The organism is Microbacterium sp. AC215 (assembly GCF_979258645.1).
In genome coordinates this window covers 3,142,977-3,157,029 of the sequence record NZ_OZ409869.1, presented here as the reverse complement: position 1 = coordinate 3,157,029, position 14,053 = coordinate 3,142,977, and the positions used below count along the sequence as shown (strand labels likewise).

The following is a 14,053-nucleotide window of genomic DNA, read 5'->3' as shown; positions in this document are numbered from 1 at the left end:
CTGATGAAAGGAATCGCGCCATGAGTGGAGCAGACGACATCAAGAACGCAGCCGAGAAGGCCGGCGGAAAGATCAAGGAGGGCGTCGGAAAGGCGACCGACAACGAGAGCCTCGAAGCCGAGGGTCGCGCCGACCAGACGAAGGCTTCGGTCAAGCAGGCCGGAGAGAACGTCAAGGACGCCGCACACAACGTCGGCGACGGCCTGCGGGACGCTTCCCGGGACTGATCCCTGAAGACGGAGTGAGGCCCGCCGAAGCGGGCCTCACTGCGTGGATCAGCGGGTGCGGCTGCCGGAGATCGCTCGGATCAACCAGGCGATGACCGCGATGGCCAGCAGCACCAGGCCGACCCACAGGAGGAACTGCAGGGACTGCACGAGCCCGCCGGTGATCGCCAGGATGATGGCGACCACGATGATGATGATCAGCAGGATGTTCATCGGTCTTTCCCTTCTTGGGGGCGCGGGGGAGTGCGCCCATCGGTCACTCAACCTAGACCCCCGGGGCCTGTCACCGGAGGGCCTTGACGCGGGGCTTCCCGCCGTGCGAGAGGAGCAGACGACATGCCAGGACGCAGGAACAACTCACTGAAGGATCCGGAGCTGTACGAAGAGCTCCGCGATGACGGCGCCTCGAAGGAGAAGGCCGCCAGGATCTCGAACGCCGCAGCCAGAGACGGCCGCAGCACGGTCGGGCGCCGAGGCGGCGAGCACGGCGACTACGAGGACTGGACCGTCGACGAACTGCGCACACGCGCCAAGGAGATCGGCCTCACCGGTTACAGCGGCAAGCGCAAGGCCGAGCTCATCTCGGCGCTGCGCGATCATTAGGTCCGCGTCTGTGGCCCGGTTCGGTGTCGAGGAGGAGTTCGTCCTCCTCGACGAGCAGACACTTGTGCCGTCGGCCATGAGTCCCGAGACGCGCGAGCGCATCCTCGACGCGGCGGGCGCCGGTCTCACTCCTGAGTATCTGACCTGCCAGCTCGAGTCGGCGACCGAGCCGTGCGTCACGCGAGCGGATGCCGAGGGGCAGCTGCGTCGCACGAGAGGGATTCTCGGCGAGGTCGCTGCGGAGCAGGGATCGATCGTGGCCGCCTCCGGCACCCCCTTCGTCTCGCCCAACCGCCTCGTGGTCTCGTCGTCGCCCCATTACGACGCCGTGTCCGCCCAGCTCGTCGAGATCACGCGTGAGCACGAGGTCAACGGGCTGCACATCCACGTCGAGGTGCCGGACGAGGAGGAGCGCGTCCGCGTGGTCAACCGCGTGCGGGCCTGGTTGCCTCCGTTGCTCGCCATCACCGGCAATGCGCCGTTCGCGCACGGGCGGGATTCGGGCTACGCGAGTTGGCGCAGCATCCTGATCCGTCGACTTCCTGCCTCGTGGAGTCCTCCTCTCTTCCACGATCTGAGCGACTACCGCTCGCACGTCGATCAGCTGGTCTCGATGGGGGCCATCGCCGAAGCCAGCTCGCTGTCATGGACCGTCCGCCTGTCCGAGAGGTTCCCCACCGTCGAGGTGCGCGTCTTCGATGCGCAGCTGACGGTCGACGACACTCTGCTCGCCGTGGCCCTGACTCGCGCGCTGCTGGTGAGCGACGCCCTCGACGACTGTCACGGTCTGAGCCTCGACGCGATCGACGCCTCGCTGTGGACCGCGGCCAGATACGGCACGGATGCTCGCCTCGTCGACCCGGTGGACGGATCGATCGAACCGGCCTGGACGATCGCCGACCGGCTGCTCGAACGGCTGCGCCCGGCGCTCGCCCAGCTCGGCGACGACGATTTCGTGGTCGACGGCCTCGCCCGCCTCCGATCCGAGGGCACCGGCGCCCAGCGCCAGCACCGCGCCTACGCGGATGACGGCGCCGCCGGACTCCGCGAGCTGTATCGGACGAGCACCGCGACCCGCTGACCGCCCCGGAGGTCTCCCGGCGGCAGTAGTGTCGCCGTGTGGCATCCTCTCGCTTCGCGCCGCTGCAGCGGCTCGTGATATCCGTCGCCGTCCTCGCGTCCTTCGTGACCTTCCTCGACGGCACCGTGGTGACCGTCGCTCTGCCCGCCATCAGCCGAGAGCTCGGCGGCGGCATCACCACTCAGCAGTGGGTGGTCGACGCATACCTCATCACTCTCAGCGCGCTGATCCTGCTCGCGGGGTCGCTGTCGGACGCCTACGGCCGGGTGCTCGTCATGCGCATCGGCCTGATCGCCTTCGGCGTGGCATCGGTCGCGGTGGCCGCCGCACCCGATCCCCTCATCCTGATCATCGCGCGCGCGGCGCAGGGCGCCGCGGGCGCACTGCTCGTGCCCAGCTCGCTCGCGCTGATCACGGCGACGATGCGCGCCGACGTGCAGTCGCGGGCGATCGGCGTCTGGACCGCGTTCACGACGGCGGCACAGCTGGTCGGCCCCCTGCTGGGCGGGCTCTTCGTCGACTTCCTCTCGTGGAGATTCGTCTTCCTCATCAACGTGGTGCCGATCGCCGTCACGCTCGTGCTGCTCTCGCGCCTGAAGCTGAAGGAGCACCCCAGCGGTGTGCGGGTCGACTGGCTCAGCGGGGCGCTGTGCGCGATCGGTCTGGGCGCTGTGGTCTTCGCGCTGATCGAGCAGCCGAACCTCGGGTGGCAGTCCCCCGCGATCTGGATGCCCGGCATCGCCGGAGCGGCGCTGTTCGCCTGGTTCCTGGTGCGCCAGCAGCGCTCGGCCTCCCCGCTGATGCCGCTGTCGCTGTTCCGGGTGCGCGACTTCGCCTGGGGCAACCTCGCCACCCTCTTCGTCTACGCCGCACTGTCGCTCAACGGCTTCGTCGTCGGCGTCTACCTGCAGCAGGGCGCAGGTCTCAGTGCCACGGCGGCCGGCCTCGCGAGCCTGCCGATGACGATCCTGATGATCCTCGTCAGCTCGCGCGCCGGATCCTGGGCCGGTCGTTTCGGGCCCCGCATCTTCATGACCGTCGGTCCGCTCATCATGGCGGTCGGCGCGCTGATGCTGCTGCTCGTCCGCGAGGACTTCGACTACTGGTGGCAGGTATTGCCGGCGATGATCGTGCTCGGCCTCGGGCTCTCGCTCACCGTGGCTCCGCTCACCTCGGCGATCCTCGGCGCCATCGACGAATCCCGCTCGGGCATCGCCTCCGCGGTCAACAACGCGGTCTCCCGCGTCGCCGGGCTGCTCGTCGTCGCGATGCTGTCGACCATCATCGGCGGCACGCTCGATCTCGCGGGCTTCCACAACGCGGCCTGGGTCACCGCCGCGCTGCTCGTGCTCGGCGGTGTGGTGTCGTGGATCGGCATCCGCCGCAATCCGGCCGAGGAGGCCGAGGCTCCGGCCGTCGACGGGGCACCCTCGCCGATCGGTTGACGATGTCGGTGGTCGGGCGCACACTGGGGGCATCGTCCTACCGAGCACCCGGAGGTCCACCGTGAGCACGCCCCAGACGCCCCTTCCGCCCGTCGTCGACGTCGACACGTGGCGTCGCGAGCTCGACGCACTGCGCGTGCGTGAGAAGGCGGCGACGCGAGAACTCGATGCGATCGCGGCACAACGACGACGACTGCCGATGGTCGAGCTGCCCGACTACACGCTCGTCGGCGAAGACGGGCCGGTGCGGCTGCCCGAGATCTTCGGCGAGCACCGCCAGCTCATCGTCTACAACCACATGTGGACCGACGGCAATGAGTGGCAATGCCCCGGCTGCACCGGCTTCACGTCGCAGTTCACCCGCCTCGACTTCCTCGAGCGCTACTACGACGCCCGCTTCGTGATCGTGACGAACGGACCGATCGATGAGGCACTGGCCTACCGCGACAGGGTGGGCAACCGCATGACCTGGTATTCGAGCGCCGACAGCACCTTCGGTGCCGACATGGACGCCGGGCCGAACGAGGGCTTCGGCGTGAACGTGCTGCTCCGCGACGGCGACACGGTCTATCGCACGTGGCACACGAACGGCCGTGGCACCGAGCGCATGAGCCAGCTGCAGGGTCTCGTCGATCTGCTGCCCTTCGGCCGACAGGAGGAGTGGGAGGACTCCCCCGCCGGCTGGCCCCAGCATGAGACGTATTCTCAAGGGATGGGTTCGAAAGAGATCGCCGCACTGTACGGGGCCGGCAGCTGAGGCGCGCCACGGTCGAGGTCGCCGCCATCGCCGTGCTGGTCCTCACGCTCACAGGGTGCGTCACGACCATCTCCGACCCTCCGGCGCAGTTCGCCCTTCCCCCCGCGGGAGCGACCCCCGACTATCAGCTCGGCGGCGGCTACGACCCCGCCGACGGAGTCGGCATCGTCGGCCGGGACCGCTCGGATGTGCCCGCCGACGGGCTGTACTCGGTCTGCTATGTGAACGGATTCCAGACCCAGCCGGGCGAGCTCGACACCTGGCCCGACGACCTCGTGCTGCAGAGCGACGGCGAGCCGGTGTTCGACCCCGATTGGCCCGATGAGGCTCTGCTCGACACGTCGACGGACGAGCGCCGCGAGCGCATCGCCGAGATCGCCGGACCGTGGATCGAGGGGTGCGCCGAGTCGGGATTCGACGCGGTCGAGTTCGACAACCTCGACTCGTACACCCGCTCGGACGACGCGCTCACTCTCGACGACAACCTCGCCCTCGCGGCGCTGCTGGTCGACGTCGCCCACGACTCCGGACTCGCGGCCGGGCAGAAGAACGCCGCCGAAGACGCACCGGTGCTGCGCGAGCGCGCGGGATTCGACTTCGCCGTCGTCGAGGAGTGCAGCGTCTTCGACGAGTGCGGGGCGTTCACCGACGTCTACGGAGACGCCGTGATCGACATCGAGTACTCCGACGAGCTGCCGCGGTCGTTCGACGAGATGTGCGCCGACGACGACGCCCCCTCGTCGATGGTGCTGCGAGACCGCGACCTCGTCACGCCGTCGGACGACGGGTACGTGTTCGAGACCTGCGATCGCTGACCGTCGCCTCAGCAATGCACATCGATATGCTGGCCCCGTGAGCATGACGGGGGATCACGGTGGCGCCACGCCTGCGGCCTCGCGCCCGGCGCCCGCGCAGGTCGTGCGGCACGCTGCCTCCCGGTGGACGCGCGGGATCGCCGAGCTGCCCCGATGGATCTGGTTCGCCGCAGTCGCGGTCGCCGCCGTGGCCATCGTCGTCGCGGCGATGGGCGGGTTCGCCCGTGCAGAGGCTTCGCCGACGCTGCTCGGCGCGGATGAGGAAGTGCGCACCTCGCAGTACGCGATCACCGTGCTCGACGCCGAGTTCGCCACCGAGGTCGAGTCGGAGTATCTCGAGGCGGAGCCCGGCGAGAAGTTGCTCGTGATGAGCACGCGCATGGAGAATCTCTCGGATGCTCCGATCGGAGTCGGCACCACCGTCGACCGCATAAGCACCGGGTTCGTCAACACCGGCCGTCCGCTTCTCGACCTCGCAGGCGTCCCCGCGAGTGACTCGGTGGCGGTCTGGCGAGCGGACGGGTCATCCGGCCAGGTCATCCTGCAGCCGGGCGTCCCCAGCCAGGTGACCTTCGCCTGGACCATACCCGAGGACGCGTTCCTCGACGGTTCTGTCGCGCTCGACGTGCACGAGGTGCAGATCCAGCGTGGAGCGGTGATCCTCTCCTCACGAGCGGTCACGTGGCGCCCTGCCGCCCTCAGCGCACGCATCTCGGTCACCGCCCAGGAGACACGATGAGACGCGCGACCCCCTGGCTGGTCGGCGCTGCGCTGGTGGTCGCGGCCGGCGCGCTGACCGCCGTCACCCCGACCGATGACGACGTCATCGGTCCGACCGTCGTGCGTGGCGCCTTCGGCGACCCCGTCGAATCCCGCACTCTGATCGCGGCAGCGACGGACGCGACGTTCGCGGACCAGGTGGCGGTGTCCGGTGGCGACTGGAGCGCGGAGGGGAACTGGCTCGTCGTGACGGTGATCGCCTCGGCGCCCCGCACGGAGGTGGATGCCGCCATCCAGCTCGCGACGCTGACGATCGACGATCGCGTGTTCCAGGCCAGCGAGCGACCCGACGCGACGCTGACGTCGACCCCGCTGCGACTCGGCATCGACACGGTCGGGACGCTGGCCTTCGAGCTGCCACCGGATCTGACATCGGGGCAGGCGGACCTGCGTCTCATCTCCTCGTACTTCACCGCCGAGCTCGACGACGTGATCGCCATCCCGTTCGAACTGGACGACCTTCCTCGCACGCCGAGTCTCGAGCTCGATGACCCCGAACTGCGGATCCCATGAGCTGGTGGCGGACGCAGCGGACCGGGCTGATCGCGTTGGCGATCGCGGCCGTCGCGATGGTGGGCGCCACGGCATGGCTCGACATCGCGCCGAGCATCCGGCCGACGGATCGGGTGATCGACGCCGACACGACGGTCGACATCGCCGGACAGACCCTCACGCTCGGGCCCACGGAATGGGCGGAGTTCGAGGCGCCTGCGGGGAGCCGCACGCTCAGCGTCCGACTGTCGTCGAGCGGCGGATCCGCGGCATCGCTCTGCGGACAGACGACGCTCACAGAGATCGACGCCGATCGCACCTGGCTCAGCTCTCGCGCAGACCTCGATGTGCCCTACGACGAGGGCGAGAGCTCATGCATCGCCGAGCCGGCGTCGTACCGCATCCTGCTGACCTTCCTGCTTCCCGACGACGCCGATGGCCCGTTCCTGCTCGACATCGAGGGCAGTGACGACGACCTCGCCCGCTTCCGTATCGAGCCCTGACGGGCGGGTGTCGAGGCCAGACCGGGGCCGGCCGATGACGGCGTCATAGGCCGTGGCGACGATCGCCACCCTGAGCGGTTCGGCGACGGCACCGATGGCGACGGTGACGAGCGGGAAGAACCCCGCCCAGAACGACGATTCGTGGCCCCCGATCAGGAGCAGGACTCCCCGGGTGCCCGCCTGCTCGGCGAAGCCCCACGCGGCGTAGGCCAGTGCGTAGACGCCGAAGAGCAATGGCCCGCCACGCCAGATCACCGCGACGGCAGCCCAGAGGCCTTCGAGTCGCATCACCAGCGTGCGCGCGATGCTCAGGGCCGCCCCTCGCGCCGCTCCCCCGCCGACGCGTGCGAACGGCGGAGTCGAGTCGAAGGTCGTGCCGAAGATCACACCGGCGACCGTGAGCCAGGCCGCGGGGACGAGGAGTGCGGCGACGAGGATGCCCGCCAGCCAGGTCGCCCCTTCCCATACGGCGGCGATGGGTTCGATGTTCACCGAGAACCAGTCGCCGAGGCTCTGCAGCCACCCGGCCGCCTCTCGTTCACCGAACCAGTCCAGGACGCTGACCCACCACCGTGCGACGAGTGTGAAGAGCATGAAGGTCCACAGCACCTCGGCATAGGTGGCCAGGATGATCGTCCACCGCGGCAGCCGGTCGGCGAAGCGCGTGAAGAGCAGTCGTGCGATCAACGCGATCACGAGCACCGTCACCGGCAGCACGCCGACCGCGATGACACCACCGCGATCGCCCATCTGGACGAGGTCGTACCCGGAATCGGCCAGCGCGATCGCGCTCGCGATCTGGAAGAACTCGATCTGGTCGGCGTCGAGCAGACCCCACGCGGTGTAGAAGGCGAAGAACGGCAGGATCGCGGCGAGAGTCGCGGAGGCGAACTCGCGGAGGCCACCGGCATCCTCCCTCCGGCTGTGCGGCAAGGAGGGTCGCACAGTGAGATACATCGCGACGTACGCGACGAGTCGGGCGGCGACCGCCAGCGGCAGCAGCAGCAGGCCCCCGAGCGTGGTGTGACCGCCGACGAAGCCGGCGAGCTCGATCAGTACGCGATGCAGCGCCTCGCCCCCGAGATACCAGGCCATGAGCGCAGGCCAGTGTCGGGCGAGGATGCGCCCGAACGTGCGGAGGGCCTGTGACATGTGCCCTACCGTACCGGTGGATCACCGTCGTCGAGCGGCATGAGGACACCGACCCCGGCTCACGCCAGCGGCATACTCCGCGCCACATCGGGCGTCAACCCGGTTCTCACCGCCGCCCTGCGGGGGCACCATGGCGTCGTGAACGCATCGACGTGGACTCCCCGCCGCGCGGTCTCGGCCGCAGTGGCGCTGTTGCTCGCCGCCGCACTCTCGGGCTGCGGCCTGACCATCCCGGCCGACCCGGACGGCACTCTCGCGTCGGCGACCGGCGCTGACCTGAGGGTCGGCGTCTCGGCCGATCCCGGGCTGGTCGACACTGATCGGGACACCCCCACAGGAAGCATCGCCGACCTCGTGACAGGCTTCGCCGACAGCATCGATGCCGACATCGACTGGACCTACGGGTCGGAGGAGACGCTGGTCGGGATGCTCGAGCGCGGCGACCTCGACCTCGTGGCGGGCGGCTTCACCTCTGACACCCCCTGGATCGACAAGGCCGGGGTCACCCGCGGCTATCCCGAGATCGACGGAGCCGACGGTCGCGAGATCGTGATGCTCGTGCCGCTCGGCGAGAACGCGTTCCTCAGCGCTCTCGAACGTCACCTCGACGAGGCGGTGGGGTCGCGATGACCGTGCAGCGGATCGGCCGCACCGAGCTGCCGGACGAGCAGCGCGCAGCGCTCCGCCGAGCGATCGGGTGGGAATGGTTCACCATCGCCTACACGTCAGTGACGATCGCGGTGATCGCCCTGGTCGTCGGCAACTCGCAGGCGATGCGCACCGCGTGGATCGAGGACATGCTGTCGCTGATCCCGCAGATCGCCTTCCTCGTCGCGCTGATCTTCATCCGCAAGCGCCCCTCGGTCAAGCATCCCTACGGCCTGCACCGCGTGATGGGAATCGGACACCTCGTGGCGGGCGTCGCCCTGCTGGCGGTCGGACTCAATCTGGCGGTCGAAGCGGTGACCGGGCTCATCGCCCGCGAGCACCCGACCATCGGCACAGTGCAGCTGTTCGGGCAGACGATCTGGCTCGGCTGGCTGATGGTCGCCGTGATGGCCGTGGTCATCGTCGGGCCGGTGTTCTTCTACGGACCGGCGAAGGCGAAGCTCGCGCCCGTGCTGCACAACAAGCTGCTCTTCGCCGACGCCGACATGGCCAAGGCCGACTGGCAGACCACGGTCGCCTCGATCGTCGGCGTGCTCGGTGTGGGTGCCGGCGTGTGGTGGCTCGACGGTGCTGCGGCTCTCGTGATCTCGCTCGGGATCGTGTGGGACGGCTGGCGCAACACCAAGACCGCCGTGATCGATCTCATGGACCAGCGCGCCAGGACGTACGACAGCAAGCACCCGCATCCGCTCGCCGGTGACGTGATCTCGACCATGCGCTCCCGCCCCTGGGTCACGGATGCGGGAGTGCGGATGCGGGATCAGGGGCAGGTCTTCCACATCGAGGCGTTCGTCGTGCCGCATCGCGGAAAGGTGTCGATGGGCGACGTCACCGACCTCGCGACGCGCATCACCGACCTCGACTGGAAGGTGCAGGATGTCGTCGTCGTCCCGGTGGAGGAGCTCCCCCAGGGCGTCGACACCTCGGGCCGCGACTGACCGTGCTCGGAGCGAGACCCCGGACGGCAGGACGCCCACCGCACCAGTTAGGGGGAGTCCGTGCGGCGGGCGCCGTAGCCGATCGCTCGGGGCGACCGGCCGCTCTCGGCAGGCGTCAGAGGTCGTCCTCGTCGTCGCCGTCCTCCGAGCCCGCGGCGTCCGGATCGTTCGGGACCGGGTCCTCGGACTGCTGACGCGGCGCGAGCTCGTCGGGGATCATCGGCGTCTCGTCCGCCTCGGATCGCCCGTCGTCGGGGGTGGATTCGATGTCTGACATGGTGCTCCCTTCGTCGGTGTGGGCAGTCCGGTCAGCATGCCGGGGCGGAGCAGCCGATGCGCGCCCCTTGACAGAACGCGCTCACCCACTCAGTGGAAGGGGCACCCACGGGACGCGGGTGCCGATGACGATGCCGATACGGATGCCACCGAGCGCACCGCACCACCGGACCGCGGCTTGGTGGGCAGCCGACGCCGGTCGACGTCGAGTCCTTGGTCGAGGATCCGCAGGTCGGGGTCGCTGAGCACCGTGACCGCCGCGGCCAGCCCCGCGATCGCGAGCTTCTCGCCCGGGCAGCGGTGCCCCGTCGGGACGTCGGCGCCACCATGAGGAACGAAGGCGGCGAGCGCTTCGTAGTCCTCGATGTCACGGAAGCGCTCGGGGTCGAAGCGCTGGGGACGCGCCCAGAAGCGGTCGTCCGTGTTGGTGCCCTGCAGGTCGAGGACGACGCGTCCTCCGGCATCCACCGTCTGACCGTCGATCGCGATGTCCGCGGTGGCCCAGCCGGGAAGCATCGGCACGAAGGGAGAGGTGCGACGGATCTCCTGCGCGAACATGATCGACAGCGGTCCGCCGACGAGCGACCCGCGCTCGACGGCCTCGGCCGCGATGCGCTCGCGCCAGTCGGGACGCTCGTGCAGCTCCTTCGCGGCGAAGGCCACGAACCGGGCGACTGCGATCATCGGACGGATGCTGTTCTGCAGCTCGACACCGGCGACGCGCGCCGGGAGCAGTTCGCCGTCCTCGTCGCGGTGATGCGCCCACACCTCGAGCGCCGTGCCCGGTTCGGCGCGCAGCGAGCCGTGCCGCACCGCCTCGATGAGCCGAGCGGAATGACGGTCCGACCACCACCGGTTCGCCAGGGCGGCGATGTACACCGGCGAGTACGGCGAGCCGAAGCCGTCGACGATCTGGGCGAGCCGCGCCGCCCATCGGGTCTGGGCCGCCGGCGTGCCCGGCACACCCGCCCAGCCCATGATCGCCCGGCCCAGCGCGCCGACGGCCGCGTCGTAGGCGCTGCGGGTGCCGCCGTCGAACCACGCCCGGCGCTCGCTCTGCCATTCGCGCTCGAGCCAGGGCGTGAGTCGTGCGACCTGCTCGTCCTCATAGAGGGCGCCGACGAAGGCGGCTTTGCGGTGCCGGTGGGCTGTGCCGTCGAGGCTGTGCACGGAGCCGTGCCCGAACAGGCTCTCCTGCACGATCGCGGGCATGGCTCCGGAGCGCGCGATGCGGGTCTCGTCGTAGAAGAGCTCGACCCCCTCCACTCCCCTGACGAAGACCGCGTCACTGCCGAGCAGCCGCATCGGCGCCGATCTCGCACCCGGCGGCACCCGTCGCCAGATCCGTGCCCCGAACCCGTAGCCGCGGGTCAGCAGGGTGGGAGCGTCGTCCTGTGCCAGTGCGCCGAGCTTTCGCGCCGCACGCGCGGGGATGTCGATGAGTGCCATGCTGCGACGTTCGCAGAGACGTGGTCGCCGAACCAGGGGGAGGCGCGAGCGGGGCCTCTGTGCTAGTGCCTCACTCGTGCCGCGCGACCCGCACTCCCCCACGCGCGGTCGTCAACCCCCTGTCTGCGAATCGGAAGCCACGCGATCATCGTCACGACGCGAGAGGAGTTCCGACATGGCGAAGAACGTGCGCACGATGGACTGTCAGCCCGACGATGTCTTCCGGGTGCTGGGCAACGGTTGGCTGTACCCGGCGTGGGTGGTGGGCGCCTCGCGCATGCGCGACGTCGATGAGTCGTGGCCGCAGCCGGGCGCTGAGCTGCATCACTCGGTCGGCGTCTGGCCCGCTCTGCTCGACGACACGACCGTGGTGGAGGAATGGTCGCCGCCGAACCGCATGGTCATGCGCGCGAAGGGTTGGCCGATCGGCGAGGCCCGCGTCACTCTGCGGGTGCGGTCGTATGACGGCGGCACGATGGTGCGCATCGACGAGGAACCCGTGAACGGCCCCGCCACGCTGCTGCCCGGTCTGCTGACCGCTCCCCTGCTGCGCTGGCGCAATTCCGAGACCCTGCACCGCCTCGCCTACCTCGCGGAGGGGCGCGCGTCCTGACCCGCTCCTGCCCATATATTGGGTTGTGAGCCGCGACCTCCGCGGATGCGGAGGGATGGACGATGACCGATGTGACGCAGTCCGCCTGGCGACGCTTCTGGGAACAGGGCGGCTGGTGGCGGGCCGTCATCCTCGTGGTCGTCTACTTCGTGCTCTACAACGGGCTGTCGCTGCTGTTGACCCCGTTCGCGGCTCAGATCGAGGATCCGCAGAGCGCGGCGGGGATCCTCGTGTTCTACGCGATCCCGGTTCTCGTCGGCTGCCTGCTGCTCATCGGCTTCGCGGCATCCGTCGGCTGGCTGGGTGAGATCTTCCGTCCGCAGCCGATCCGCGGACGCGGATGGATGTGGATCGCGATCGCCGTCGTGCTCCTCTTCAACGTGCTCCACCTGTTCGCCATCGACTACGGAGCGGCCGGATTCGAGGTCGTCGCGACCTGGCTCCTCGCCGGACTGTTCATCGGCTTCGCCGAGGAGGTGCTGACGCGCGGCCTCGTGGTGAACCTGCTGCGCAAGGCGGGTCAGCGTGAGCTCGTCGTCGCGGTGATCTCCTCGGCCCTGTTCGCCCTGCTCCACGCCGGCAATCTGCTCACCGGCCAGTCCCTGTTCGCGACCCTCATCCAGCTGGCCTACACCTTCGCGTTCGGCATCTGCATGTACCTCGCGATGCGCGTGACCGGGACCATCGTCGCGCCGATCCTGCTGCACGCCAGCACCGACCCGAGCATCTTCCTGCACACGACCTACCCGGCGGAGAGCGCGTTCGGCTCGATCGCGAACCTCGGCAACATCGTGGTGATCGTCGTCGGCGTGATCTGCCTGTTCTTCATCCGCGGTCGCGTCGAGCAGACGCAGGCGGCGGCCCCGGGTGTCGGGGCCGCCGCCTGACCCTCACGCGGCAGACGGTCGCAGCACGACCTTGATGCAGCCGTCCTCCTTGCGCTGGAAGGTGCGATAGAGCTCCGGCGCATCCTCGAGCGGGGCATCGTGCGTCATCAGATCCATCACGCCGAGGGGGTCGGAGAGGTCTTCGACGAGCGGCATCAGATCGTCGGTCCAGCGCTTCACGTTGCACTGGCCCATACGGATGCCGATCTGCTTGTCGAACAGGGTCTTCATCGGCAGGATGTCGGCATCGCCCGCGTAGACGCCGCTCAGCGACACCATGCCGCCCCGGCGCACGACGTCGATCGATGCGTACACGGCGGCGAGTCGGTCGATCCCGGCCTTGTCGAACACGGCGCGGGCGGCCGGATCCGGCAGCAGTCCGACGGCCTTCTGCACGAGGGCGACGCCGGCGTTGCCGTGCGCCTCCATGCCCACGGCGTCGACCACGGAATCCGCGCCGCGTCCGTCGGTGAGGTCCCGCAGCTCGGCCACGACGTCATCCGTGAGGTCGAAGACCTCGACTCCGTGGCGTGCCGCCATCTCCCGGCGTTCCGCGACCGGGTCCACGGCCAGCACCCGGTATCCGCGGTGCGCTCCGATGCGGGCTGCGAACTGCCCGACGGGGCCGAGCCCCATCACCGCGAGCGTCCCGCCCTCCGGCACGTTCGCGTACTCCACACCCTGCCAGGCCGTCGGCAGGATGTCGCTGAGGTACAGATACCGCTCATCGGGGAGATCGGACGCGATCTTGATGTGGTTGTAGTCGGCGAGCGGGACGCGCAGGTACTCGGCCTGCCCGCCCGGCACCTGGCCGTAGAGCTTGGTGTAGCCGAACAGCGCGGCGCCGCTGCCGTACTCCTTCACCTGCGTCGTCTCGCACTGCGACTGCAGGCCGCGCAGGCAGAAGAAGCAGTGCCCACACGAGATGTTGAAGGGGATGACGATGCGATCGCCGACCGCGAGGTCGCGCACACCGCTGCCCACCTCCACCACGACCCCCATCGGCTCGTGGCCGAGGATGTCACCCTTGTCGAGGAACGGTCCGAGCAGTTCGTAGAGGTGCAGGTCGGAACCGCAGATCGCCGAGGAGGTGATCCGGACGATCGCATCGGTCGCGTGCTCGATGGTCGGATCCGGTACCTCCTCGACCGCCACGTTGCGCGTTCCCTGCCAGGTGAGTGCCTTCATCGTCATCCTCCTCGTTACGTGTCGAACGGCCACCCTCCATCGACGGCGCGCGAAGTGACAGAGGGTTGACAGGCGGTTCCTGAACGTTCGACAGGCGCGGTGCACATCGGAATATGGGAAACTGGATCCACCATCGGTGATCATTCGATACGCCTCGTCTCGCGGGCACTGTGGCGTA

The 14,053-nt window shown here is 69.2% G+C and carries 17 protein-coding genes; 12 read left to right on the top strand and 5 right to left on the bottom strand.

What is annotated here, in order from left to right:
- The first annotated feature begins 20 nt into the window (after window positions 1-20).
- Window positions 21-227, top strand: a complete 207-nt coding sequence (locus ACZZZF_RS15320; protein WP_053097611.1) for a CsbD family protein — start codon at window positions 21-23, stop codon at window positions 225-227.
- A gap of 48 nt (window positions 228-275) precedes the next feature.
- Here the strand turns inward: ACZZZF_RS15320 and ACZZZF_RS15315 are convergent, their stop codons facing one another.
- Window positions 276-440: a hypothetical protein gene (locus ACZZZF_RS15315; RefSeq protein ID WP_167347464.1), complete on the bottom strand. Its 165-nt coding sequence runs from the start codon at window positions 438-440 to the stop codon at window positions 276-278.
- Between the two features lie 123 nt (window positions 441-563).
- On the opposite strand from ACZZZF_RS15315, the gene ACZZZF_RS15310 reads away from it, so the two are divergent.
- The 7 genes from ACZZZF_RS15310 (at window position 564) to ACZZZF_RS15280 (ending at window position 6,221) form a co-directional block, all read left to right on the top strand.
- Window positions 564-830 carry a DUF7218 family protein gene (locus ACZZZF_RS15310; protein WP_056279581.1) on the top strand — a complete coding sequence of 89 codons (267 nt, stop codon included), beginning with the start codon at window positions 564-566 and terminating at the stop codon, window positions 828-830.
- 10 nt (window positions 831-840) lie between these two features.
- A complete protein-coding gene (locus ACZZZF_RS15305) occupies window positions 841-1,911 on the top strand; it encodes a carboxylate-amine ligase (RefSeq protein WP_463499394.1) in 1,071 nt (356 codons plus the stop codon).
- 38 nt (window positions 1,912-1,949) lie between these two features.
- Entirely contained in the window at window positions 1,950-3,356 is a 1,407-nt protein-coding gene (locus ACZZZF_RS15300) for an MFS transporter (RefSeq protein ID WP_053097614.1), read from the top strand.
- A 61-nt stretch (window positions 3,357-3,417) separates the two neighbouring features.
- The gene (locus ACZZZF_RS15295; protein ID WP_072591748.1) at window positions 3,418-4,113 is read left to right on the top strand and encodes a DUF899 family protein; all 696 of its coding nucleotides are present in this window, start codon (window positions 3,418-3,420) and stop codon (window positions 4,111-4,113) included.
- A gap of 32 nt (window positions 4,114-4,145) precedes the next feature.
- On the top strand, window positions 4,146-4,928 hold the full coding sequence (locus tag ACZZZF_RS15290; protein ID WP_442922969.1) for an endo alpha-1,4 polygalactosaminidase: 783 nt from the start codon (window positions 4,146-4,148) through the stop codon (window positions 4,926-4,928).
- Between the two features lie 37 nt (window positions 4,929-4,965).
- Complete coding sequence (locus tag ACZZZF_RS15285) at window positions 4,966-5,667, top strand: hypothetical protein (RefSeq protein ID WP_053097617.1); 702 nt, start codon at window positions 4,966-4,968, stop codon at window positions 5,665-5,667.
- Window positions 5,664-6,221: a hypothetical protein gene (locus tag ACZZZF_RS15280; protein ID WP_320490495.1), complete on the top strand. Its 558-nt coding sequence runs from the start codon at window positions 5,664-5,666 to the stop codon at window positions 6,219-6,221. The genes ACZZZF_RS15285 and ACZZZF_RS15280 overlap by 4 nt, the downstream gene beginning before the upstream one ends.
- A 350-nt stretch (window positions 6,222-6,571) precedes the next feature.
- Here the strand turns inward: ACZZZF_RS15280 and ACZZZF_RS15275 are convergent, their stop codons facing one another.
- On the bottom strand, window positions 6,572-7,855 hold the full coding sequence (locus ACZZZF_RS15275; RefSeq protein ID WP_053097619.1) for a hypothetical protein: 1,284 nt from the start codon (window positions 7,853-7,855) through the stop codon (window positions 6,572-6,574).
- A 39-nt stretch (window positions 7,856-7,894) separates the two neighbouring features.
- Here ACZZZF_RS15275 and ACZZZF_RS15270 point away from each other — a divergent pair, with 39 nt between their 5' ends.
- Window positions 7,895-8,485: a type 2 periplasmic-binding domain-containing protein gene (locus ACZZZF_RS15270; RefSeq protein ID WP_320490499.1), complete on the top strand. Its 591-nt coding sequence runs from the start codon at window positions 7,895-7,897 to the stop codon at window positions 8,483-8,485.
- Entirely contained in the window at window positions 8,482-9,462 is a 981-nt protein-coding gene (locus tag ACZZZF_RS15265) for a cation efflux transmembrane domain-containing protein (RefSeq protein WP_295103228.1), read from the top strand. The genes ACZZZF_RS15270 and ACZZZF_RS15265 overlap by 4 nt, the downstream gene beginning before the upstream one ends.
- Before the next feature lie 115 nt (window positions 9,463-9,577).
- Here the strand turns inward: ACZZZF_RS15265 and ACZZZF_RS15260 are convergent, their stop codons facing one another.
- Window positions 9,578-9,739: a hypothetical protein gene (locus ACZZZF_RS15260; protein WP_171821937.1), complete on the bottom strand. Its 162-nt coding sequence runs from the start codon at window positions 9,737-9,739 to the stop codon at window positions 9,578-9,580.
- A gap of 89 nt (window positions 9,740-9,828) precedes the next feature.
- Window positions 9,829-11,187, bottom strand: a complete 1,359-nt coding sequence (locus ACZZZF_RS15255; protein ID WP_463499391.1) for a cytochrome P450 — start codon at window positions 11,185-11,187, stop codon at window positions 9,829-9,831.
- Between the two features lie 175 nt (window positions 11,188-11,362).
- Here ACZZZF_RS15255 and ACZZZF_RS15250 point away from each other — a divergent pair, with 175 nt between their 5' ends.
- Together ACZZZF_RS15250 and ACZZZF_RS15245 are read left to right on the top strand one after the other, a co-directional pair.
- Window positions 11,363-11,800 (top strand): SRPBCC family protein, encoded by a 438-nt coding sequence (locus ACZZZF_RS15250; protein WP_053097622.1) that lies wholly within the window; start codon window positions 11,363-11,365, stop codon window positions 11,798-11,800.
- A 62-nt stretch (window positions 11,801-11,862) separates the two neighbouring features.
- On the top strand, window positions 11,863-12,687 hold the full coding sequence (locus ACZZZF_RS15245; RefSeq protein ID WP_463499389.1) for a lysostaphin resistance A-like protein: 825 nt from the start codon (window positions 11,863-11,865) through the stop codon (window positions 12,685-12,687).
- A gap of 3 nt (window positions 12,688-12,690) precedes the next feature.
- On the opposite strand, the gene ACZZZF_RS15240 is transcribed toward ACZZZF_RS15245, so the two are convergent.
- Entirely contained in the window at window positions 12,691-13,875 is a 1,185-nt protein-coding gene (locus ACZZZF_RS15240) for an alcohol dehydrogenase catalytic domain-containing protein (RefSeq protein ID WP_056280245.1), read from the bottom strand.
- Window positions 13,876-14,053: the final 178 nt, after the last annotated feature.